22 protein-coding genes are annotated in these 17,913 nt (G+C 67.7%); 3 read left to right on the plus strand and 19 right to left on the minus strand.

All coding sequences use genetic code 11. The features are described 5' to 3' along the window. Positions 1-497: 497 nt before the first annotated feature. The 15 genes from ACK8OU_RS18500 to ACK8OU_RS18570 form a co-directional block, all read right to left on the minus strand. Entirely contained in the window at positions 498-1,577 is a 1,080-nt protein-coding gene (locus tag ACK8OU_RS18500) for an alkene reductase (protein ID WP_410304832.1), read from the minus strand. 145 nt (positions 1,578-1,722) lie between these two features. Continuing rightward, a complete protein-coding gene (locus tag ACK8OU_RS18505; RefSeq protein WP_410304833.1) occupies positions 1,723-2,052 on the minus strand; it encodes a hypothetical protein in 330 nt (109 codons plus the stop codon). A 334-nt stretch (positions 2,053-2,386) separates the two neighbouring features. Further along, the gene (locus ACK8OU_RS18510; RefSeq protein ID WP_410304834.1) at positions 2,387-2,587 is read right to left on the minus strand and encodes a hypothetical protein; all 201 of its coding nucleotides are present in this window, start codon (positions 2,585-2,587) and stop codon (positions 2,387-2,389) included. A 195-nt stretch (positions 2,588-2,782) separates the two neighbouring features. Continuing rightward, positions 2,783-3,457 carry a YcbK family protein gene (locus ACK8OU_RS18515; protein WP_410304835.1) on the minus strand — a complete coding sequence of 225 codons (675 nt, stop codon included), beginning with the start codon at positions 3,455-3,457 and terminating at the stop codon, positions 2,783-2,785. Between the two features lie 107 nt (positions 3,458-3,564). Beyond that, the gene (locus ACK8OU_RS18520; protein WP_284040882.1) at positions 3,565-3,693 is read right to left on the minus strand and encodes a hypothetical protein; all 129 of its coding nucleotides are present in this window, start codon (positions 3,691-3,693) and stop codon (positions 3,565-3,567) included. Positions 3,694-3,698: 5 nt separating this feature from the next. After that, positions 3,699-4,043: a hypothetical protein gene (locus ACK8OU_RS18525; RefSeq protein WP_250046201.1), complete on the minus strand. Its 345-nt coding sequence runs from the start codon at positions 4,041-4,043 to the stop codon at positions 3,699-3,701. A 32-nt stretch (positions 4,044-4,075) separates the two neighbouring features. Next, positions 4,076-4,399 (minus strand): hypothetical protein, encoded by a 324-nt coding sequence (locus tag ACK8OU_RS18530; protein ID WP_250046200.1) that lies wholly within the window; start codon positions 4,397-4,399, stop codon positions 4,076-4,078. Positions 4,400-4,410: 11 nt separating this feature from the next. Next, positions 4,411-6,075, minus strand: coding sequence for a hypothetical protein (locus ACK8OU_RS18535; RefSeq protein ID WP_410304836.1), 1,665 nt, complete (start codon positions 6,073-6,075; stop codon positions 4,411-4,413). 107 nt (positions 6,076-6,182) lie between these two features. Next, the gene (locus ACK8OU_RS18540) at positions 6,183-6,491 is read right to left on the minus strand and encodes a phage tail fiber protein (protein ID WP_410304837.1); all 309 of its coding nucleotides are present in this window, start codon (positions 6,489-6,491) and stop codon (positions 6,183-6,185) included. A gap of 91 nt (positions 6,492-6,582) precedes the next feature. Beyond that, positions 6,583-7,224 (minus strand): hypothetical protein, encoded by a 642-nt coding sequence (locus ACK8OU_RS18545; protein WP_410304838.1) that lies wholly within the window; start codon positions 7,222-7,224, stop codon positions 6,583-6,585. Further along, positions 7,221-10,484, minus strand: coding sequence for a phage tail protein (locus ACK8OU_RS18550; RefSeq protein WP_410304839.1), 3,264 nt, complete (start codon positions 10,482-10,484; stop codon positions 7,221-7,223). Before ACK8OU_RS18550 ends, ACK8OU_RS18545 begins: the two co-directional genes overlap by 4 nt. Continuing rightward, positions 10,484-10,885 (minus strand): DUF6950 family protein, encoded by a 402-nt coding sequence (locus ACK8OU_RS18555; protein WP_410304840.1) that lies wholly within the window; start codon positions 10,883-10,885, stop codon positions 10,484-10,486. Before ACK8OU_RS18555 ends, ACK8OU_RS18550 begins: the two co-directional genes overlap by 1 nt. After that, positions 10,885-11,496: a hypothetical protein gene (locus tag ACK8OU_RS18560; protein ID WP_410304841.1), complete on the minus strand. Its 612-nt coding sequence runs from the start codon at positions 11,494-11,496 to the stop codon at positions 10,885-10,887. Before ACK8OU_RS18560 ends, ACK8OU_RS18555 begins: the two co-directional genes overlap by 1 nt. A gap of 2 nt (positions 11,497-11,498) precedes the next feature. Continuing rightward, positions 11,499-12,152 carry a hypothetical protein gene (locus ACK8OU_RS18565; RefSeq protein WP_410304842.1) on the minus strand — a complete coding sequence of 218 codons (654 nt, stop codon included), beginning with the start codon at positions 12,150-12,152 and terminating at the stop codon, positions 11,499-11,501. Positions 12,153-12,163: 11 nt separating this feature from the next. Continuing rightward, a complete protein-coding gene (locus ACK8OU_RS18570) occupies positions 12,164-14,638 on the minus strand; it encodes a phage tail tape measure C-terminal domain-containing protein (protein WP_410304843.1) in 2,475 nt (824 codons plus the stop codon). A gap of 69 nt (positions 14,639-14,707) precedes the next feature. On the opposite strand from ACK8OU_RS18570, the gene ACK8OU_RS18575 reads away from it, so the two are divergent. Both ACK8OU_RS18575 and ACK8OU_RS18580 read left to right on the plus strand, forming a co-directional pair. After that, a complete protein-coding gene (locus tag ACK8OU_RS18575) occupies positions 14,708-14,920 on the plus strand; it encodes an AbrB/MazE/SpoVT family DNA-binding domain-containing protein (protein WP_250046189.1) in 213 nt (70 codons plus the stop codon). Next, positions 14,920-15,300: a type II toxin-antitoxin system VapC family toxin gene (locus ACK8OU_RS18580; protein WP_410304844.1), complete on the plus strand. Its 381-nt coding sequence runs from the start codon at positions 14,920-14,922 to the stop codon at positions 15,298-15,300. Before ACK8OU_RS18575 ends, ACK8OU_RS18580 begins: the two co-directional genes overlap by 1 nt. On the opposite strand, the gene ACK8OU_RS18585 is transcribed toward ACK8OU_RS18580, so the two are convergent. From ACK8OU_RS18585 to ACK8OU_RS18595, 3 genes are read right to left on the minus strand one after another with little or no spacing between them, the layout of a single operon-like run. Further along, positions 15,290-15,502 (minus strand): DUF7697 family protein, encoded by a 213-nt coding sequence (locus ACK8OU_RS18585; RefSeq protein WP_410304845.1) that lies wholly within the window; start codon positions 15,500-15,502, stop codon positions 15,290-15,292. The two genes, ACK8OU_RS18580 and ACK8OU_RS18585, sit on opposite strands and share 11 nt — an antisense overlap. Before the next feature lie 41 nt (positions 15,503-15,543). Then, positions 15,544-15,981 (minus strand): hypothetical protein, encoded by a 438-nt coding sequence (locus tag ACK8OU_RS18590; protein ID WP_410304846.1) that lies wholly within the window; start codon positions 15,979-15,981, stop codon positions 15,544-15,546. Positions 15,982-15,983: 2 nt separating this feature from the next. After that, the gene (locus ACK8OU_RS18595; RefSeq protein WP_410304847.1) at positions 15,984-16,922 is read right to left on the minus strand and encodes a phage tail tube protein; all 939 of its coding nucleotides are present in this window, start codon (positions 16,920-16,922) and stop codon (positions 15,984-15,986) included. 53 nt (positions 16,923-16,975) lie between these two features. On the opposite strand from ACK8OU_RS18595, the gene ACK8OU_RS18600 reads away from it, so the two are divergent. Then, the gene (locus ACK8OU_RS18600; protein ID WP_410304848.1) at positions 16,976-17,440 is read left to right on the plus strand and encodes a thermonuclease family protein; all 465 of its coding nucleotides are present in this window, start codon (positions 16,976-16,978) and stop codon (positions 17,438-17,440) included. 10 nt (positions 17,441-17,450) lie between these two features. Here ACK8OU_RS18600 and ACK8OU_RS18605 read toward each other — a convergent pair whose 3' ends face one another. After that, positions 17,451-17,873, minus strand: a complete 423-nt coding sequence (locus ACK8OU_RS18605) for an acyl-CoA transferase (RefSeq protein WP_410304849.1) — start codon at positions 17,871-17,873, stop codon at positions 17,451-17,453. Between the last annotated feature and the right edge of the window lie 40 nt (positions 17,874-17,913).

Here is a 17,913-nt window from a genome sequence, read left to right on the forward strand (position 1 = left end):
ATCGCAACCCATGCCAAAAAAACGGATACGCCCGTGTCGCGACCGTAGCAGTGCGAGGATGACGTGAGAAATCGGGGTTATCGAGCTCGCGAGCCCGAGTAAAGAGCAGGCAGCGATAGGGCACCATGATCACGCTATATTGTGTTCACAGTAACTGGGAGAGGAGCCGGGTCATTTCCGGCCCGAAGCCGACGCTCCCATCCGATTGCGGCGCTGGCCCACTTCCAATCCAAAGCCGCCGCTCGAGTAATTGCATAGCATCATAATTCAATGCCGCCGTCAGGCCTTTTACATCGTGACCTGCCACTGAACTCTCATCCAGCTGCGACCGGAGCCCGGGTGGCAAACGCATTCGGTCCCTGCCGCTGTCCAAAGACGTCACCTTAGCATGAAGCGATAGGATCGAAAAAGCGCCCGAAACGCGGCCCGCTTTGGCGGGTCCGGGGCGCCAAGTGGTGTGTGCCGGACCAGGCGATCCTGGTCCGGCGCTGCCTTGTTCAGGCCTTGGTCAACGCAGGATAGTCGATATAGCCCTCGGCGCCTCCGCCGTAGATCGTGGCCGGGTTGATTTCGTTCAGCGCTGCGCCCGATTGCAGTCGGGCGACGAGGTCGGGGTTGGCGATGAAGGGGCGACCGAAGGCAAAAAGGTCGGCCTCACCTGCCGCCAGGTGCGCGGTGGCGAGGTCCAGATCATAGCCGTTGTTGGCGATATAGGTGCCAGAGAACCGCCGACGCAGGCCCGCAAAGTCAAAGGGCGCCACGTCGCGCGGGCCCCCGGTCGCGCCCTCGACCACATGCAGATAGACGAGGCCCAGCTTGCTGAGGTGATCGACGATGTAATCGAACTGCGGCTGCGGGTCGCTGGACGACACCCCATTCGCGGGCGAGACCGGCGAGATGCGGATGCCAGTGCGCTCAGGCCCGATCTCGGCGGCGACGGCGGCGGCCACCTCCAGCATCAGGCGCGCGCGGTTCTCCACCGAGCCACCGTAAGCGTCGGTGCGGTGGTTCGACCCATCTTTGGCGAACTGGTCCAGAAGATAGCCATTGGCGCCATGAACCTCGACCCCGTCGAAGCCCGCCGCAATGGCATTGGCCGCCGCCTGCCGGAAGTCCGCGACGATTCCGGGGATTTCCTCAAGGTTGAGAGCGCGGGGCATAGAGGTCTCGGTGAACGTATTGTTCACGAAGGTCTTCGTCGCCGCCGGGATCGCCGAGGGGGCGACCGGCGCCGCTCCGCCCGGTTGCAGGTCGACGTGGCTGACCCGGCCAACATGCCAAAGCTGCAGGAAGATGCGGCCGCCCTTGGCGTGAACCGCGTCAGTCACCACCCGCCATCCCGCGATCTGTTCGGGCGTATAGATGCCGGGCGTGTCCTGATAGCCTTGGCCCTGGGGAGAGACTTGCGTCGCTTCGGCGATGATCAGCCCCGCCGTTGCGCGCTGAGCGTAATATTCGGCGGCATGGGGGCCGGGGACCAAGCCAGCTGCCGCGCGGTTGCGGGTCAGGGGCGCCATGACGATGCGGTTGGCCAAGGTCAGCGGGCCAAGGTCATAGGGTTCAAAGATTTTGGTCATCGGTCTGCTTTCTTCTTTTACGGACGTTACGCCTCCTGGGAGTGGACGGCGTGCTTGAGGAACCGCGTGGCATATGGAACTGCGCGGCGCGGCCTTCATTCGGTTTTACGATCAGCCGCGCGTTCTGGATGTTTTGCACCATGTGCTAAGTTTGATCGCGGCGAACATCACATCGTTCACTCAGTTGACGATCTAAGTGGACTGCGGAGCTTTTGCGATAGGTGAAGGGTGCGTCCGGGTCAAGTTGGGTGACAGAGGCGGCGATCTGGTCGATCATCAGCCCGACCGAACTGGTCGGATCGTGGCCGGCGCGCTGATGGCGGCGTTCTGCCACTATGGCTTTCATTGACAGCTCAAAGGCCTGAAACTGCAGAAGGCATTGGCCGAAGAGATGCTCAACGTCCTTTCTGGTCGACCTCGCGTCGGGGTCGGGCGGTCTCATCGCGCTATCTCCCGCATCCGTCATGTTCGTCATGGTGCCCGACAGCGTGCCGATTGGCAGCGGGGCGCGACTGGTGCGATTGAGCCCTCGCGTCGCATGTCATAGCTGTCGCGGCCTGAAACCGAAGGTCAAGATCAGCATGACGCTGCGATGCCGCCTAATTGCCGACCTGCGGCGGAGCTGGGCTCAATGTGATAGCGATGGGCTGCGATGAAATGCGCTCCAGCGTAGCTGTGGAATGGCAGCTTCCTCCTTGTCGTGTGAGGGGGTTGACACGCATGCGAGCGTCCGTTCCTCACCGCCCCTTTCCGCCGGCGGCCACAAGCGAACGCGCTCTTTTTCAACGAACTACGGCCTTTCCTGAACTTCACCGGCACGCCCGCGCCTGGTCGCGCAGGACCGCGTAATCACTGAGCATCCGGACGATGGCGGAACGTTCCGGCAGCTTTTCGACCTCATCGGCGGCACGCGCTTGATCGGCCACTGTGTAATCGACAACGGGCGGGCAGGGCGCCGCGGTTTCAAAACCGGCCATCTCGCAGCCGGTCAGCCAGAGAGTCACGATCATGAGGGCGGCGGGTGCCGGCATCGAGCATCTCTCGGTGGATGGCATTATTCCTCTCTCTGGCATCAAGCCGCTCGGCAGCGCGCCCTGCGCGTTCACCCGTGCGGCGCAGATTGAATAGGAACAGAAGGATCGCTCCCGCGGCGAGAATCAGGCCCAGCACCTTGCGGACGGGGCCGTGGGTTAGAAGCCAGGCAATCACCGATGGCCCCGCTTCCAGTCGTCCAGCCGCGCGTGGATCGTAACGGCGATGCCGATCAGGGCGATGGCGACCAGCACCCAGCGTAGGGCATCGAGATACGGCACCAGCGGCTGGATCGTGGACTGCGTTTCAGCCAGTACATCTTGCAGAACCTCCACACCGGCCGCACCGACGGTCGCCGCTCCCGCGGCGCCGCTGCCGCGGAAGGTGCGGCTTTCGGCCAGGACCTCCCGCGCGGGCGGGGTTTCCGGCGCGAACGGCACTGCCCGTGCCGGGAACTTTTCGCCCCAGCTTCGCGCGGGCCCGAGGTCGATATGCATGAAGCCCGAGCGGGGATAATACCCGAACCCCAGGAACCCGACCTCCCGCGCCGCCGCCTCGAAGGCAACGGGATCGTGGTTGGCCATGGCGATATCAAAGGCCGTGCCGTCCATGTGCTTGGAACGCGGCGCGCCCCCCACACGACGATTGTGTTCCGGGCTGCGATAGGCCGAGCGGACGATCAGCGGCTTGCCCAGCCGGTCGCGCAGGGCCTGCAGCTTGTCCATGGCCTCGGTGTCGATCTGCAGCGTACCGGTGCCACGACAGGCGATCTCGGCCGGACTGAAGTTCGGCCAACGCCAGAGGCCTTTCGGCACCTTGCGCCAATGGGACCAGGTCAGAATGGGCATGGGGTCCTCCAGATGAAAAAACCGCCTCTGGGGCGGTTCGATGCGTTGGGATGGTGTGGGGCAGGATCTGTCCGCCCGGCGATGGCCGCGCACGGCCCGGCGCGCGTTCAGCCGCAGCCGAAGAGGCGCTGCAAGAGCAGGATCAGGACAAAGATCACGAGGCCGATGCGGATGCGGTGGCGGAAATCGCTCCAGGGGCAGCGGGGCGCGCGGCGCAGATGCAGACGGGGCTTCATGACGCTCAGCCCCGCGGCAAGCGCCCGGCGCGAATGCGCGTGAGCAGCACTTCGATGATCGCGGGACCGAAGACGCCGACCAGATAGGCGATCGACCCGCCGGCACCAATGGCGGGGATCGCCCCGGCGGGCAGATCAAGCCAGACCGCGACGAGGCCGCCACCGAGCGTACCCATGCCGCCCGAGGTGAGCGCGCCGAGGATGATCTGGCGGATCGCATCGCGCGAGGAGACCTTGATCACCAGCGCCGAGGTGGCGCCGCCGGCTGCCCCCCAGGCCGCCGCGGCAATGGTCGCATTGGCCGCGACCGAGCGCCAGATCTCGCCCCAGATCGTGGGTTCGTCGGCCATGTCAGCCTCCCTCAGCATCGAATGGGTTGCGATCAGGCGATGTCGTCCGCGATCTCGACGCGGATGTAGCCTGCATTGGGAAAGGTCTCGATCGCGCCATCGGCATAGGTGACTTCGAACTCGGCCTCATAGGCCCCGCTCTGCCCGGTGTCGCCAAGCGCCCAGTCGTAGCGCACGGTGGGCGTGCCGGTCGCCAGCACCACGATCGCAGGCGCGCGCAGGATCGTCGGATCGCCGCGACGCGGGCGCATGTTGAAGACGACGCTGGCCCCTGTGAGGTTCACCTCGGCCGCTGGCTCAAGGGCAAAGATGAGGGCGGGCGATGTATCGCCCTGCTTGATCCGGAAGGTGTTCATCTGTTCCTCCTTCACCTGAGGATTTCGCCGCGCAGATGCGGCTGCACCCGGCCCCGGCGTTCCGATGGCGCCACCACGCCGCCATTCGCACTGGCCCGGGGCAGCGCGTGCCGCCTGGTACTGAGGCCCGAGATCCAGAAACGCACCGCCACGAGGGGTGCACTGTCCACATTCGCGGCGCGCGCCAGGATGACGCGACGCGTGAGGACCAACGCGGAGGCTGCGGTGACGCCAGCCCGGCGCGGGCGACGGATACGAGGATCCGCATTTGCGGTTCCACTTGCCCCTGCCGCGGACCTACGGTTCCGGATCACCCTAAGCTGGACCGTGACCATCGCGGCAGCCGTCGGTGCGGATCGGGCGATCAGCTTCCCCGAGACATTGCCACTGGCCAGAACCGCGGTCTGCGTCCCGATTGCGGCCGATCGTCGCCGTGACACCTGCGCGGAAAGCGCAATGCTGCTCGCGGCGCTAACCGCCGCGCCACGCGTCAGCTTGCCCGCGACGTGCGCGCTGGCTGACACCGTGGAGAACCCGCCCGCCGAAACCGCCCGCGACCGGATCATACGCGCGAACAGACCGACACTGCTCTGCGCCGTGCACGCCGCGCTGCGCGTCCGATAGCCCGCAACGCTGGCATTGGTGGCGAGAACCGCTTGCGCCACAACGGAAACCGATCGCGTGCGGACGGTCCGTGCGACGATTGCGAGCGTTGCGCCGCCCGTCACCGCGGCAGTGTACCGTCGCGAGACAATCGGTGCTGTGGTGGAAAGCGATGCGGCGCCCTGGACCGACACGCCCCGCGCCTGCAAGAGGCGCGGCCTTCCCAGGACACTGCTTCCCGCCGCTGCGGTCACAGTCCGGGCCCGGATTACCCGGCGCATCGTCGTCGGGACGCTGGCCGCCGTCGGCGCAGCCCTGCGCCTGCGGATCATGCGCTGCGATCCCGCGCAGGCGCTGCCTGACACGATGTGAGCGGCGGCAGACCATGTCGTCTCGCCAGCCGTGGCGGCTTCCAGAGGGATTGCGATCAGGGCCAGCTGACCGGTGTTCGAGACGCTGAACGACGCAGTCGCATCCCCGCCAACGGGCGAAAGCTGCACCTGCAATGCAAGTCCATAGCCCGCGTCTGCCGCAATGACTTGTGTGACCTCCGTCCAGCCGGACCGCGCGGTGAACCCGCCCGGAGATGAGGTGTAGAAACTCGTCCAGAGACAGAGCGCCGCGTATCTGTCGCCCGCCGCGACCCCGGCCAGAGCATCCGTCATCGACGTGGCGTTGTTGCCCTTCGCCAGGGGTTCCGGGCTGGCGAAACTGCCGTCGGTCAGGTCGAAGACCGCAAAGGCAAGAATGTCCTGCTGTTCGCCTGGCGGGTGTGTTGCGGTCAGCGCCCCGGAGCCGCCACTGCTCGCATCGGTGACGAACAGGCTCACGCGCATGTAGTCGTTGTAGCCTGTGTCCGCGAACACGTCGGTGGTGGTGAGCAGCTGCGTCCAGGTTTGCCCCGCCCCGCTGAAGCTTGGCGGGGTGGTGTTGTCGTCGCTGTTCAGTGCGCCAGAGAAGACAATGGCCATGGCAGGACGGCCGGCCGTGATCGTGACGCTGCCCGACGAGAGCGACGTGGCGGTCGCAATCGTTTGCGCGCTGACAAGATGCGTGAGAGTGGGGGCTGTCATGACGGCTGTCCTGCGAGGCTCGGAAAACCGATCAGGTCAGGGTGATGTCGATATCGCCGATCGGGAATTCGATCGTGTCGCTGGGCCCGATCGCGGCACTGGTGATATCATCCCAGGCCAGCATGTTGCCGCCGGTGAAGGGCATCGAAGAAACCGACCGCGACGATGGTGCCGAAGGCCGTGCCGGTGGCGGTGAAGGCCACGGCCGCCGTATTGGAGATGGCGCCGCCCACCGGCGCGCCAAAGCTGACGGTCTGGCGCGCATAGCCCGCTGCTGCGACTTCCGTGCCGCCGCCGGCATCGCTGGGGCTGGCGGTGAACAGCGCCATGTAGACCGCGGGCGGCGCGCTCAGCGCGGTATTGCGAAACACATGGTTCAGCAGCGCATTCTCGAGATAGTCGGAAAAGGATGACATGGGTTCCTCCATGGAAAAATGCCCGCACGGGCGGGCGACAAACGGACAGATGCGAGGGACAGGTGGTGCAGTCTCGTCGATCAGGGCGGGCTCATGGCGCGAAGCCCTCGAGCGCGGTCTGGACTGCGGAAAGCGCCGCGGTGATCGCGTCCTCAGTCGCGGCCGCTTCGATCTGGCCGATGGCGCCGAGCCGGATCTGTTCGAGCGCGGCGCCGATCGCCTGCCATTGCGCCGACATCGCGAGATAGGTCTGGGCCACATCGAGGGCGGTTCCGCCCGGCGGGGTAATCCCGACCTCCGCCGCGATGAAGGGATAGGCCGCCAGATCCGGTGCGGGATCGGCGATGAAGGCGCGGGCCTCCGCCTCCTTGCGCAGATAGATCATTTCCTGGCCCGGCAGCTGGGTCACGAAGCGTGCCCGCACCGCCCCGCAGGCGGCATTGACGCTGCGGATCGCCGCGCGCCGCGTGGCGTCCAGCGCCGCCGCGAGATCGGCATCTGTACGCGGATCGATCCAGAGGCCTGCGGCGTAATCGAAGACCGCCCAAGGGCCCGGCCTCGGCGGATAGGCCACGGGGGTGCCGGCTGCGATGTAGACCTCCGCCGCGTCCAGCGCGCCGGGCAGGACCGCCTCGTCCGGGCCGATCGTTGCGATCAGCTCCTCGATCTGCGGGCCCCGCAGCACGCGGCGGATCTCGCCGGTGGCGGCGTCATAGACAGTGAGTTCGATCACTTGAGCACCTTCAGGGCGCCGAGGCCCACCTTGGAGGAGGAGGACACGATCGCGCCCGAGACGCTGATCGTGTTCGAGGACTGGGTGATCTGCACCGGAATGGCGAAGCTTTCCCAGAAGGGCGAGAGGTTCGTGTTGTTGACCGAGGTGTACCCGCCCCCGATCGACTTGCCGTTCAGCGAGACATTGTAGCTGTAATACTCGCCATTCGAGTTCTCGGAGTTGAACCAGGTGTAGATGGCGACCTGGAAGGTGGCAAAGACCACCGCCGAGGTCCCGACCGTCGCGGTGAAGGAAAACGTCGGGCTGCCCGAGGAAATCTCGGTCGCGACGAGGCTGGTGATGGCATTGTTGGCGATCTTGATCGTGTTGACCTGAAGATCGGCGATCTTGGCGGTGGTGATCGCGCCATTGGCGATCTTGGCATTGGCGATGGCGGCATCCGCAATGATGCCGCTGGCCGCGGTGATGGCGCCGGCCACGATCTTTTCCGTGCTGATCGCGCCATCGGCGATGAGGGTCGCGTCCGAGACGGTGTCGACCTTGACGTAATCGACAAGGGTCTGCCCCGCGACAGTCTCGTAGTTCACGATGATGACCGGGCGCAGATAGCGCACATTGGCATGGATCAGGCGCGGGCTTGCCAGCGTGCCTGCGCCTCCCGATCCCACGCCGCGCACATAGCCGGTGATCTCGGTATAGGTGTTCAGCGCCGGCGACTGGCCGCCGCTCGGCGCGTAGAATTGCGCCGTATGCGTGTTCGCGCCTGTATTGTTCACCAGCGTCACGCCATCGGCCGCCACGCCGACAAAGCCCAGATAGATCATGCCGGCACCCGCGTTTTTGCGCAGGCCGGCGCGGATGCGATAGGTTCTGTCGGGGTCGAAAGGGATCAGCGTGCGGGCGACATACCAGGCCTGGTCATCGCCCGTGTTGTTGCCCACCTGCAAGACCTTGCCGCCCTGCCTGGCATGGGCCGAGGACACGATCGCCAGTTCGCCCGACCCGGCGTAGTTCTGCCATTCCGCCAGCGCTGCGGCGCTGTCGAAGACCTCCGAGAAGACGGCCGAATTGTCGTGCACGACGAGCCGGGAGGTGCTGAGCGTGCCCGGCGCGATGACGTTGTCGCCGGCCAGGACGATGGCCGATCCGGCGCCCGCGGCATCGTCCCATTCGACGATGCGGATGTTGGCCGCCCCGGTTCCGCCGATCGGGCGCAGGACCAGCGCGCTTTCGGAGGTTGCTTCGACCGACAGCGCCTTTGCCAGCGCCGAGGAGGCTTCGGCGACGGCCTGATCCGCCGATGCCTGGGCCGCGGCGATCTCCTGCATCACGGCGGTGGAGATATCCTCGGCCGTGAGCCGCACATCGGGGGTCGATGCGCTGACCCAGCCGGTCCAGAGCGTGGTGAGCCCGGGGGCGATGTAGCGGATGCGCGCGTCATGGCTCGTGGCGCCGATCAGGCCGGCGGAGACGACGACGGCGCGGGCGGCGGGATTGTTCATCGTGCCGGTGGCGATCACCTCGGCGGTGCCGCTGCGCCGCACCTCCCACTCCACCGCCGCGATCAGCTCGAAATCCTCCTCGCTCCATTCCAGCCGCAGCGCGGGGCGGCGGCCGATGTTCTGGCCGTCGCGGATCTCGATGCCGATGACGGTGAAGGCATCGGGGGCCAGATCGGGCGGCACATCCGGCCCGACCGGCGAGATGTCCCAGGGGATCTGATCGGCGGGCGTCCAGTCGTAATCGGCGGCATTCACCTCGCGCAGCGCGAGGTGCTGGATCATGGTGCCCGGATCATCGCCGATCTCGACCACCTCGAAGGTCTTCTCGACATAGCCATTCTCGGCCGAAGTCCAGGACACCACATCGAGCGGCTCGAGGATCGCGGCATCGGGTGGCAGGGTGAGGCTGTGGCGGCGAAAGCGGCGCTCGTCCTCGATCCAGGCCCGCATCAGCCGTTGCACCTGCACCGGATAGGGGCAGGCCGGCAGATCGAGCGCGGCCACCAGCTGGCGATTGAAATCTTCCGCCTCCCAGGCGGCATTGTAGCGCGGCGGCGCTTCCTTCGGTTGCCAGAGCGCCTCGGGGTCGGGGTAGCTCGCGGTGACCCCGTTGTGGGTCTCGTTCAGCGAGCCGAAGGGGGTGAAGCTGGCGCTGTCGCCCAGCACCAGATCCTCGTCGGTGAAATAATGCACCGCCAGACCGGCGGCCCCCGCGCGCACCTTCCAGACCCCGCCCATCTCGGACAGGGCGCCGGAACAGGTCTTCAGGAGTTCCTCGATCACCGCGCCGGGCTCGTCGTCGAACCGGATCTCATAGCCCGCGCGGTATTGCGGCGCACCGTCCACCGGCTGGTCGCAGACATTCATCGCCGCGAACCAGTTCGACAGCGGCAGATCGGCCGCCGGCACGCCAAGGCCCCAGACGCCAGAACCGGGCAGCTGAATCCCGCGCAGGATGTTGTAGACCTGCACGATTGGGTTTGCGCTCGGCTCCCAGGTGGCGGGATCCGACCAGCGATGCGCCCCGCTGCCGCCGACCGTGCTGTCCTTGCGCGGATCGTAGAGCGGCACGCCCATGATCTCGAACAGCAGCTTCGGCAAGCCGGAAAACCGCGGCCGGTCATAGCGGAAGTTGATAATGGCATAGCAGACGCCGGGCCCGACCATGTCGCCCAGCCACGGACGCCCCACCGATATGTCCTGCTTCGTGCCGGTGCCGTATTTTGACAGCAGCCAGGGGTCGGCGACCGTCTGGGTGCCGTCGTAAACCTTCACCCAGAGGAAGTTCGCGAAACGCCCGGTCGCGCCCAGAAACCCGTTGGCATCCGGCGTTGTCGCCAGCGTGACGGGCTGGTCGTTCACCAGGAGCCGCTGCAGCGTGCAGCCGGGGAGATCCGACAGGGCCACGACATAGGTCAGATAGGCGTTCTGCGTCTTGCCATGCGTGCCATGGGTCATCGGCGGGCAGAGATGATGGCCCGCGGTGGCATAGAAGCCGAGGAGGCTCGCCTGCGAGGCCGCCTCGCCGGTCGTGGTGGTCTCGGTGACAAGGCCGGGCGTTCGGGGTTTGGGCGCCATCGCGCGCGAGAGCGCGCTCAGCGCCACCGTGGTCAGAAGCCGCCCCACCACGGTCGTGGTCAGGAAGCTCGCGGTGGCGGCTCCCGCCGCCCAGGCACCGGTGATGCCGGCACCGGCCACCACCCCGGTCGTCAGGAACGAGGCGGCCCCGGCGAGGAAGGCTCCGACGGGCGGCATCAGTTCACCTCGTAAGCGCGTGTCGCCGCCAGGAGCGGCACGAGCGCCAGGCCGTCCTTTTGCAGCACATGGATGTATTCGCCCTGCACGACGCCAAAGGCCTCGCCCGCATCGCCCGGCACCACCGCCAGATCGCCGACCCGGGCATAGGCCACCGGGATCTCGGGCAGATGCCGCCCGACCAGCGCGAACTGATCGGCCAGCCCCGCCTTGCGCAGCCGCTTCATCGCCCCGGCGAGCGTGCGGTAGCCGCGAAACCCGCGGGCCATGTCGAGGCCGGTCATCGCCTGCACCGCACCGAAGGCAAAGAGCGCGCAATCATGCGTGCCATAGGCAAAGGGTTTGCGCGCAGCAGTGGCCAGATGCGCCTGCAGCCTAGTGCGCCAGTCCGGGGTGCGCATCAGCGTGCTTCCCCCCAATGGATCGGCACCGAGCCGGAAACGTCGCAATACCGCCCGATCCGGTCGCCGCCGCGCAAGCTATAGCTTCCATCCGAGCGCCGCAGCGGCAGCGGCACCGTCAGCCCGCGGGCATGGCTCACCAGCGTGAGCTCTACGGTGTGTTCGCTGGGCCCTGTCCCCGATCCCGCCTCGTTGAAGGTAACCCCATCGACCCAGCCGCGCAGCATCCGCACCGGCGCGCCGATCGGCGTGGTGGGGGCTTGCGGGTCGAAGAGGACGCGGTGGATCTCGGCCGGGGCGAGACGCGGATCATAGCCGCGGATCAGCTGCTGGGCTTCCGCCGAGAGCGCCGAGAGCGTCACCCGATGGGTGCGGACCTCCACGCCGATCTGGCCGGTGATCTGCGGCAGATCGAGGATGGCGCCGACGCCGTGATAGTCGCGCGGCGCGCCCTCGATGGTGAAGCTGCGGGTATATTCCCCGGTCCAGAGGCCGAGGGACTCGGTCGCCCCGGTGCTGCGGTTGCGCGCCGTGATCCAGAGCAGGTGGCGCGCGATTGTGGGACGGCGTGCGGCGAGATGGGCGGCGGTCGCGGGATCGAAGCTGCGCATGGTTACATCAAGGTCTGGATAAAGGAAAAGGCGATGCCACGGCGCCAGATGCCCTGGCCCTGACCCGGGTTCACCGAACCGGGGATAATCAGGGCCTTCATCGCGGGGCGGACCAGGCTGACGGGCGTGCCGAGACTGGCGCCGGGGCGGATCCCGGGCACCAGCTCGAGAAGGCCGGTGCTGCCGCCGGCCCCGGCGGTTGCCCCCACGACGACGCGGTGAAGGGCGTATTTGACGGGCGTTCCATAGGGGAAACCCAGCATGTCACCCGGCGAGAGCAGATAGCCCGCGGGCAGGCCCGAGAGCGTGAGGGCGCGGGCATTGGGCGCGAGGCTTGCGATCACCGGGGTGGCGGCGCCGAGGACCACCCCCTCCGGATCATGGATCGGCCCGGGGCGTGGCAGGGGATGGACCATCAGCGCGGCACCGGCCATTTGCAGCGCCTCGATCCGGGCCATCACCGCATCGGCGGCGTCATGGCGCGCCTGCCAGAGCTCCACCGTTCCGGTCCAGAGCCGGGCGCCCTGATCGGCCACCAGGATCTCGCCGCCGCGGGTGCGCGAGTGGCTCAGCGCCTCGCCCAGCGAAAACCTGGCCGTGGCCACGCGCAGCCCGCCCCAGAAGGCGGCGGCCGCGATCGGGTCGTCCTCAGCCATGGTCGTTCCCCTCAGACCTTGCGCGGATCGCGGCCGATCTGCTGCAACCGGCGCGGCAGGGCGCGGTCATAGCCCTCGACCACGCGCGCGGCGACCGCCCCGCTCAGTTGCACCACCTCCGCCTTCAGACTGCCGCCCTCGACGAAGACCCGCACATCGACAATGCCGCCGCCGGACCCCGGACCGCCCCCGGCACGCTGCGCCTCGCCCCGCGACAGCACCCGTTCGCCGCGTTGCAGGATGGCCGGCACCTCGTCGGGCCTGAGCCCGGCCCAGCCGCCCGCGTGCATCCGCGGCGCGGCGGCAAAGAGCGTGGCCGGCACCCTGCGTTCCGTGCCATCCACCCCAACGGTGCCGCCCGCATGCAGGATGCTGGCGCCGAGGAGCGCCGTGCTTCCGGCGCGGCTGGCGCCCGAGAAGTCAGTGGCCAGCCAGCCGGCCAGCGGGCCGGTCACGGCATTGCGGAAGGAGAGCTTCGCGAGATCGGCCAGCATCGAGGTCACCAGGTCGCGGAAATCGAGCTTTCCCGTGCGCACGAAAGTGCCCACCGCCTCCTCGGCGCTGCGAAAGGCCCCGACCAGCGCTTCGCCCACACCTTCGCCGATGCGACGCGCCTGATCGGCATAATCCGTAAGCGCCGCCCGCACCGCCTCCCAGCCCTGTCTGGTCTCTTCGGCGGCTTGCTTCCCGGCGCTACCGGCCCGGCCACCCGCCGCGGCGGCCTGATCAAAGCCCTCTGCCAGATCGCCGGTGACCGGGACGGTGTCTTCCAGCGCATCCTCGGTTCCTGTCACCGCGTCCTTAAGCGCAGCCCAGGCCGGCAGCGGACGTGCCGCGGCCTGCGCGAGTTTGTCGGCGGCTTCGGCATAGGCGCTCGACCGGCCCCGCGCGGCCTCCGTCCTGCCGCCGAAGAGATCGGGGACTGCGACATAGGTCTTGCCCATCGCCGCCTGAAACGCTTCCCCGGCCGCATCGCCCGCAGCCGCAGCCGCGCCCTCGAAGGGGTTTGCGAGCCCGCCGAGATCGACAGCGCCCAGCGTGCCGATGCGGATCCCGTCACCGCCGGTGGCCCAGTCGGGCAAGAGCGCCAGTGCCGCGTTCAGTCCCTCGATGAATCCGTTGATCCGGGTGACGACCGCATTCAGCATCGCCTCGACGCCCGCGATCAGCCCGTTCGCCGCGCGGTAGGCGAAATCCCCGATCGCCTGCGGCAGGGCGCCCCAGATTGCCTTGACCGCGTCAAACGCCCCCTGGAACGTGCCCACCGCGCGGTTGCCCCAGCCGACCACGGCATCGAGCGCGCGCTGCAGGCCTTCGAGGATCCCGGCTTGGGCCGCAGCCCAGCCGGACTCGACCCGGGACCAGGCGGCGGCGGCGGAGAGAGCAAGGCGGTCCCAGGCCTGAACTGCGAGATCCCTGAGCAGCGACAGGGCAGTGCCGATGCCGCCGGTGGCGGTGGCAAGCCTTGCGAATTGATGCACCAGTTCCCCGGCGCCGACGATCAGCACGCCGATCCCGGTGCGGATCAGCGCGCCGCGCAGAGCGACAAGCGAGAGCGTCAGGCCCTTCACCGACAGCGCGGCCAGCGCCAGCGAGGCCACCCAGCGCCCGGCCATCACCCCGGCAAAGGTCGCGGCATAGGCCGTGAGACGTCCGATATTGTCGAAGGCGAGGCCGATCGCGCTCCCCAAGGGGCCCGTGCTGCGCGCGAGCGCGGCCATGGCACTGGCCACGGCCTCCAGCGCCGGGGCGGCGGCCACCGCGAGCTGGTTTGACACCCCGCGCCAGATCAGCCCGAGCCGCGAGAGCGCATCATTCGTGCGCTCGATCTGATCGGCATCGGCTTCCGAGACCACCACGCCGAAGTCGCGGACGTCCTCGGTCGCCTGGCGCAGCGTGGCGGTGTCGATGCGCGACATCGCGATCGAGCCTTCCTCGCCGAAGATCTGCCCCGCCACAGCGGCGCGCTGCGTCACCGGGATGAAATCCTCCATCGCCGCGGAAACCGCCGCAATGCGCTGGTCCAAGGGCATCGAGAGCAGCGCGGCGGCAGAGAGATTCAGCCGGTCCAGCGCCTCCGCCACCGGGCCGCCCGCCGTGGCCGCCTGGCTCAGCCGACGCGTCATGTCTTTCGTTGCCTGTTCGATCCCGGAAAAACCGACACCGGCCAGTTCGCCCGCGCGCGCGAGTTTCTGCAGGCTCGCCACCGTGGTGCCGAGCGATTGCGCAAGCTTGGCCTGTGCATCCACCGTCTGCAGACCCGAGCGCACCAGCGCGACCCCGGCCGTCGCCACCGCCGCGCCCGCCGCCGCAGCCGCCAGCTTCGCGCGCCGGGTAAAGGCCGCCAGCCGCGCAGTGGCCAGATCCATCTCCCGCGAGATCCGCGTGAAGCCGCGCGATCCCGCCGCCCCGATCCCCTCCAGTTCCGCCCGCACCTGGCGGCCGCCAACCGCCGAAAGGCGCACGGAAACACGTTTCTCAGCCATGTACGGGATCCTTGCGTTCGCGCGCCTGCGCTCTTACGTTATTTGCATCGATAAAGAAGGCGTATGATCATGGCCGAAACCGCGACCCTGTCCTCGAAGTTCCAGATCTCGATCCCCAAGGCGATCCGCACGGCGCAGCATTGGGAAGCCGGGCTGACCTTTGCCTTCATTCCGAAGGGGACCGGCGTGCTCCTGGTGCCGGTTCCGAAGCGGGAAGACCTGAAGGGGCTCGCGCGCGGGGCCTCCGCCACCGATTACCGTGATCGTGCGGATCGGGTGTGATGATCCTCGTCGATACCTCTGCCTGGATCGAATGGCTGATCGGATCGCCGACCGGCGAGCGGGTGGCGGAGCATCTGCCCGATCAGGTCGAGTGGCTGGTGCCGACCATGGTGCAGCTGGAACTCGCGAAATGGCTCACGCGCGAGGTCGGCGAGGACAAGGCCGATCAGGTGATCGCCTTCACGCAGGTCTGTCAGGTCGTCTCGCTCGACACCGAAATCGCGCTGGCCGCGGCCGAAGCCTGCCGCGCGCACAAGCTTGCGACGGCCGATGCCATCATGTTTGCCACCGCGCGGGTCCGTGGGGCGACACTTCTGACCTGCGACAGGCATTTCGAAGGATTGCCGGGCGTTACCCTGATCGAGAAGGTCAGGGGGTGAGGCCGGGGGCAGAACCCTCCGCCATCTGCGCGTTCAGCCGGCGCACCATCACCGCCTCGAGCGCGGGCAGGACTTCGGCGACGACAAGTGCGTCGATCCCCAGCGCCCGCGCCATGGCCAGCGCTGCCCCCATGTCCCAGCCAAGGATCGTGCCGCCGCCGAGTCCGCCCGCGACGCGCAACTGCCCGCCGAGCCGGCCCACCAGATCCCAGATCTGTTCCCCTTCGAAGGTGATCGGCGCGTTCAGCCACGCCGGGCAGTCCGGGCACGGCCCTTGGCAGGCGTCGCAGTAGCGCTCGCCCCCTCCAAAGTGCCAGTCGGCAAGGGCGATGAGGCGTTTTTTTCTGCATCCAGCAGCAGGGCCCTCGCGACATAGCCACTCTGGAAGGCCTCGAAGATCGGCCAGATCTCGAGGAGCGCGTCGATCCCTTCCGGGGTCACCGGGATCGGCTGACCGTCCCCGTCGCCCACGCCCTCCCAGGCCAGGATCGCGCGCCGTGCCAGCGCCTTGGCGGCCGCGACTGCGCGGACCTCCTCCGGGGCGTCGTCGGGCAGGTCCCGCACCGCCGGGTCACGCTGCACCGCAACCATCAGCGCCGTGCTCAGCGGGCGCAGCTGCACCCGGACCCCGGGCATCAGGTCAAGCCAGCCGGGCTCCTGCGACAGATCGAGTCTCAACATGATCAATACCCCGCCAGGTCATTGACCAGCACCGCCGTGCACATCCGCGCCGGGCTGATCCCCTTCGCCGCCTGCCAGTCGAAACTCGCCTGGATGCCCTGCGGCCCGGCAATCTCGATCCGGGGCTTGGGCAGATGCACCGCATGCGCGGTCAGCGTGAAGCTTTCGCCGCTCGCCAGGGTATAGGCGAATTCCAACTCGCACTCGGTGCCGTTCACCGCCTGCGTGAGCAGCACCGTGTCGGCAAAGCGCACCTCGAGACTGCCGGTAAGCGCCGCCATCCCCGGATCCGCCCCGTCGATCTTGCCGTCCGACCGGATTGTCTCGATCCGGTCGAGCCCGTTGGCATAGGTGATCTGCGTCGAGATCACATTGCCAAGTGCCACGCCATTGCGCCGGATCGAGCCGTTGAAATGGCCAAACCGCAGCAGGTCGATCTCGGCCAAGGTACCGGCCGTGCTGGTCGTTCCCGTCGTCTCGCCCTGCGCCACAAGGCTTACCGTCGCCGTCAGCAGGCCGGCCCGGTTCATCGCCCATGAAATCTGATCGACCACGCAGCCCGAATAGATCGCGTAGCGCGGCACCTCGGGCATGCCCGTCTCGATCGAGAGGCTCGGCAGGCTCCAGCCGCCCGAGGCAAACTCATGCGTGTAGGGATCGGTGCCGGTAGTCACCGGCGTCCCGAAGGCCGCCTTCAGCCAGAAGCCGAAGGCGCGCGCATCGATCGGCACCACCACCGCGCCATCGGCCGTCACCGCATCGCGCATCGGCGCCAGCGGATCGCGGCCATAGCCCAGCAATTCCGAACTCACCAGCGGCTGCTCCGCCCCGAGCGTCGTGCTGGCAAAGGGCATTCGCGTGAACCCACCCGCCGGCGGGGTGCCGTAACTCGTCTCGAACGCAAGCGCCATCTGCGCCCGCGCGCCCTGCGCACGTGCCATCTGTTATCTCCTGTTGTCGGTTGGGTCGGATCCGCGGAGGGGCCGATCAGGCCTTGTCGCGCAAGCCCGCCGCTGGCAAACATCTCGGCATGAGAAGATTTGCATTATCCCGCAGGGCCGCAGCATCGGCCCCGCATCGCTGGTCTCTGGCCCTGATCGCCTGTCTGGCGCTGCTCGTTCCGGTCGAGCTGCAGGCCGAGGAGCGGATCCAGGCCCGCGTCAGCAAAATCCTCGACGGCGACACATTCACGCTGAGCGGCACTTCGCGGCGCATTCGCGTCTGGGGCCTCGATGCGCCCGAGCGCAACGAGCGGGGCGGATCGGCCGCGACGAAAACCCTGTGGTCCCTGATCTCGGGCCAGACCCTCGACTGCCGCGTCCGGGACATGGATCGCTATGGCCGCGTCGTCGGGCAGTGCTTCCTGCCCGATGGCCGCGACATTGCCGCCGAAATGATCCGCCGCGGCGTCGCCACCGAATACTGCCGCTTCTCGCGCGGCTATTACGGAACCTGCTGAGATCGCCCGATCACGCCAGCGGATCGGCCGTCGAATAGTGAAGCACGACCGGGATTACCGCCGCCTTCAGGCTCGCGGCCCCCTCGAGGGCCAAGTCCACCGGCTGCGGCGCTTCCGCCTCGATCCAGTCGCAGAGCCCGCCCAGCGTTCGGTCGGCGGCAATCACCGCACCGAGGCTCGCGATCAGCCAGTCGAACGCCGCATCGCGCCCCTCGGCCGCTTGCACGATCGCCTCGATCTCGGCCCGGTGGCGGTAATGGTAGCGCAGCGGCGACAGAGTCACCTCCGGCTCCCCAGGTTCGCCATCGCGCAGGATCAGCAGACCCTTCCGGCCGATCCGTTCCGGCAGCACCGCGTTGCGCAGCACCACGGTGTCCAGGACCTGAAGCTGGCTGTGCAACGCAGCGAGGAGGGATTCGCGAGGGGTGGGCATTGTTCTCTGCCGATCGTCACATCGATAAATGCAGTCTTGT

The organism is Pontitalea aquivivens, from assembly GCF_046507575.1.
Taxonomy (GTDB): Bacteria; Pseudomonadota; Alphaproteobacteria; order Rhodobacterales; family Rhodobacteraceae; genus Pontitalea; species Pontitalea aquivivens.

What these genes read in the sequence shown, in the direction of transcription:
- ACK8OU_RS18510 (WP_410304834.1), bottom strand. Translation starts at nt 2,587, where the DNA reads ATGATCGTGACTCTCTGGCTGACCGGCTGCGAGATGGCCGGTTTTGAA.
- ACK8OU_RS18590 (WP_410304846.1), bottom strand. Translation starts at nt 15,981, where the DNA reads ATGTTGAGACTCGATCTGTCGCAGGAGCCCGGCTGGCTTGACCTGATG.
- ACK8OU_RS18575 (WP_250046189.1), top strand. Translation starts at nt 14,708, where the DNA reads ATGGCCGAAACCGCGACCCTGTCCTCGAAGTTCCAGATCTCGATCCCC.
- ACK8OU_RS18565 (WP_410304842.1), bottom strand. Translation starts at nt 12,152, where the DNA reads ATGGCTGAGGACGACCCGATCGCGGCCGCCGCCTTCTGGGGCGGGCTG.
- ACK8OU_RS18520 (WP_284040882.1), bottom strand. Translation starts at nt 3,693, where the DNA reads ATGAAGCCCCGTCTGCATCTGCGCCGCGCGCCCCGCTGCCCCTGGAGC.
- ACK8OU_RS18540 (WP_410304837.1), bottom strand. Translation starts at nt 6,491, where the DNA reads ATGTCATCCTTTTCCGACTATCTCGAGAATGCGCTGCTGAACCATGTG.
- ACK8OU_RS18550 (WP_410304839.1), bottom strand. Translation starts at nt 10,484, where the DNA reads ATGCCGCCCGTCGGAGCCTTCCTCGCCGGGGCCGCCTCGTTCCTGACG.
- ACK8OU_RS18560 (WP_410304841.1), bottom strand. Translation starts at nt 11,496, where the DNA reads ATGCGCAGCTTCGATCCCGCGACCGCCGCCCATCTCGCCGCACGCCGT.
- ACK8OU_RS18555 (WP_410304840.1), bottom strand. Translation starts at nt 10,885, where the DNA reads ATGCGCACCCCGGACTGGCGCACTAGGCTGCAGGCGCATCTGGCCACT.
- ACK8OU_RS18570 (WP_410304843.1), bottom strand. Translation starts at nt 14,638, where the DNA reads ATGGCTGAGAAACGTGTTTCCGTGCGCCTTTCGGCGGTTGGCGGCCGC.
- ACK8OU_RS18535 (WP_410304836.1), bottom strand. Translation starts at nt 6,075, where the DNA reads ATGACAGCCCCCACTCTCACGCATCTTGTCAGCGCGCAAACGATTGCG.
- ACK8OU_RS18525 (WP_250046201.1), bottom strand. Translation starts at nt 4,043, where the DNA reads ATGGCCGACGAACCCACGATCTGGGGCGAGATCTGGCGCTCGGTCGCG.
- ACK8OU_RS18580 (WP_410304844.1), top strand. Translation starts at nt 14,920, where the DNA reads ATGATCCTCGTCGATACCTCTGCCTGGATCGAATGGCTGATCGGATCG.
- ACK8OU_RS18530 (WP_250046200.1), bottom strand. Translation starts at nt 4,399, where the DNA reads ATGAACACCTTCCGGATCAAGCAGGGCGATACATCGCCCGCCCTCATC.
- ACK8OU_RS18605 (WP_410304849.1), bottom strand. Translation starts at nt 17,873, where the DNA reads ATGCCCACCCCTCGCGAATCCCTCCTCGCTGCGTTGCACAGCCAGCTT.
- ACK8OU_RS18500 (WP_410304832.1), bottom strand. Translation starts at nt 1,577, where the DNA reads ATGACCAAAATCTTTGAACCCTATGACCTTGGCCCGCTGACCTTGGCC.
- ACK8OU_RS18505 (WP_410304833.1), bottom strand. Translation starts at nt 2,052, where the DNA reads ATGACGAACATGACGGATGCGGGAGATAGCGCGATGAGACCGCCCGAC.
- ACK8OU_RS18515 (WP_410304835.1), bottom strand. Translation starts at nt 3,457, where the DNA reads ATGCCCATTCTGACCTGGTCCCATTGGCGCAAGGTGCCGAAAGGCCTC.
- ACK8OU_RS18595 (WP_410304847.1), bottom strand. Translation starts at nt 16,922, where the DNA reads ATGGCACGTGCGCAGGGCGCGCGGGCGCAGATGGCGCTTGCGTTCGAG.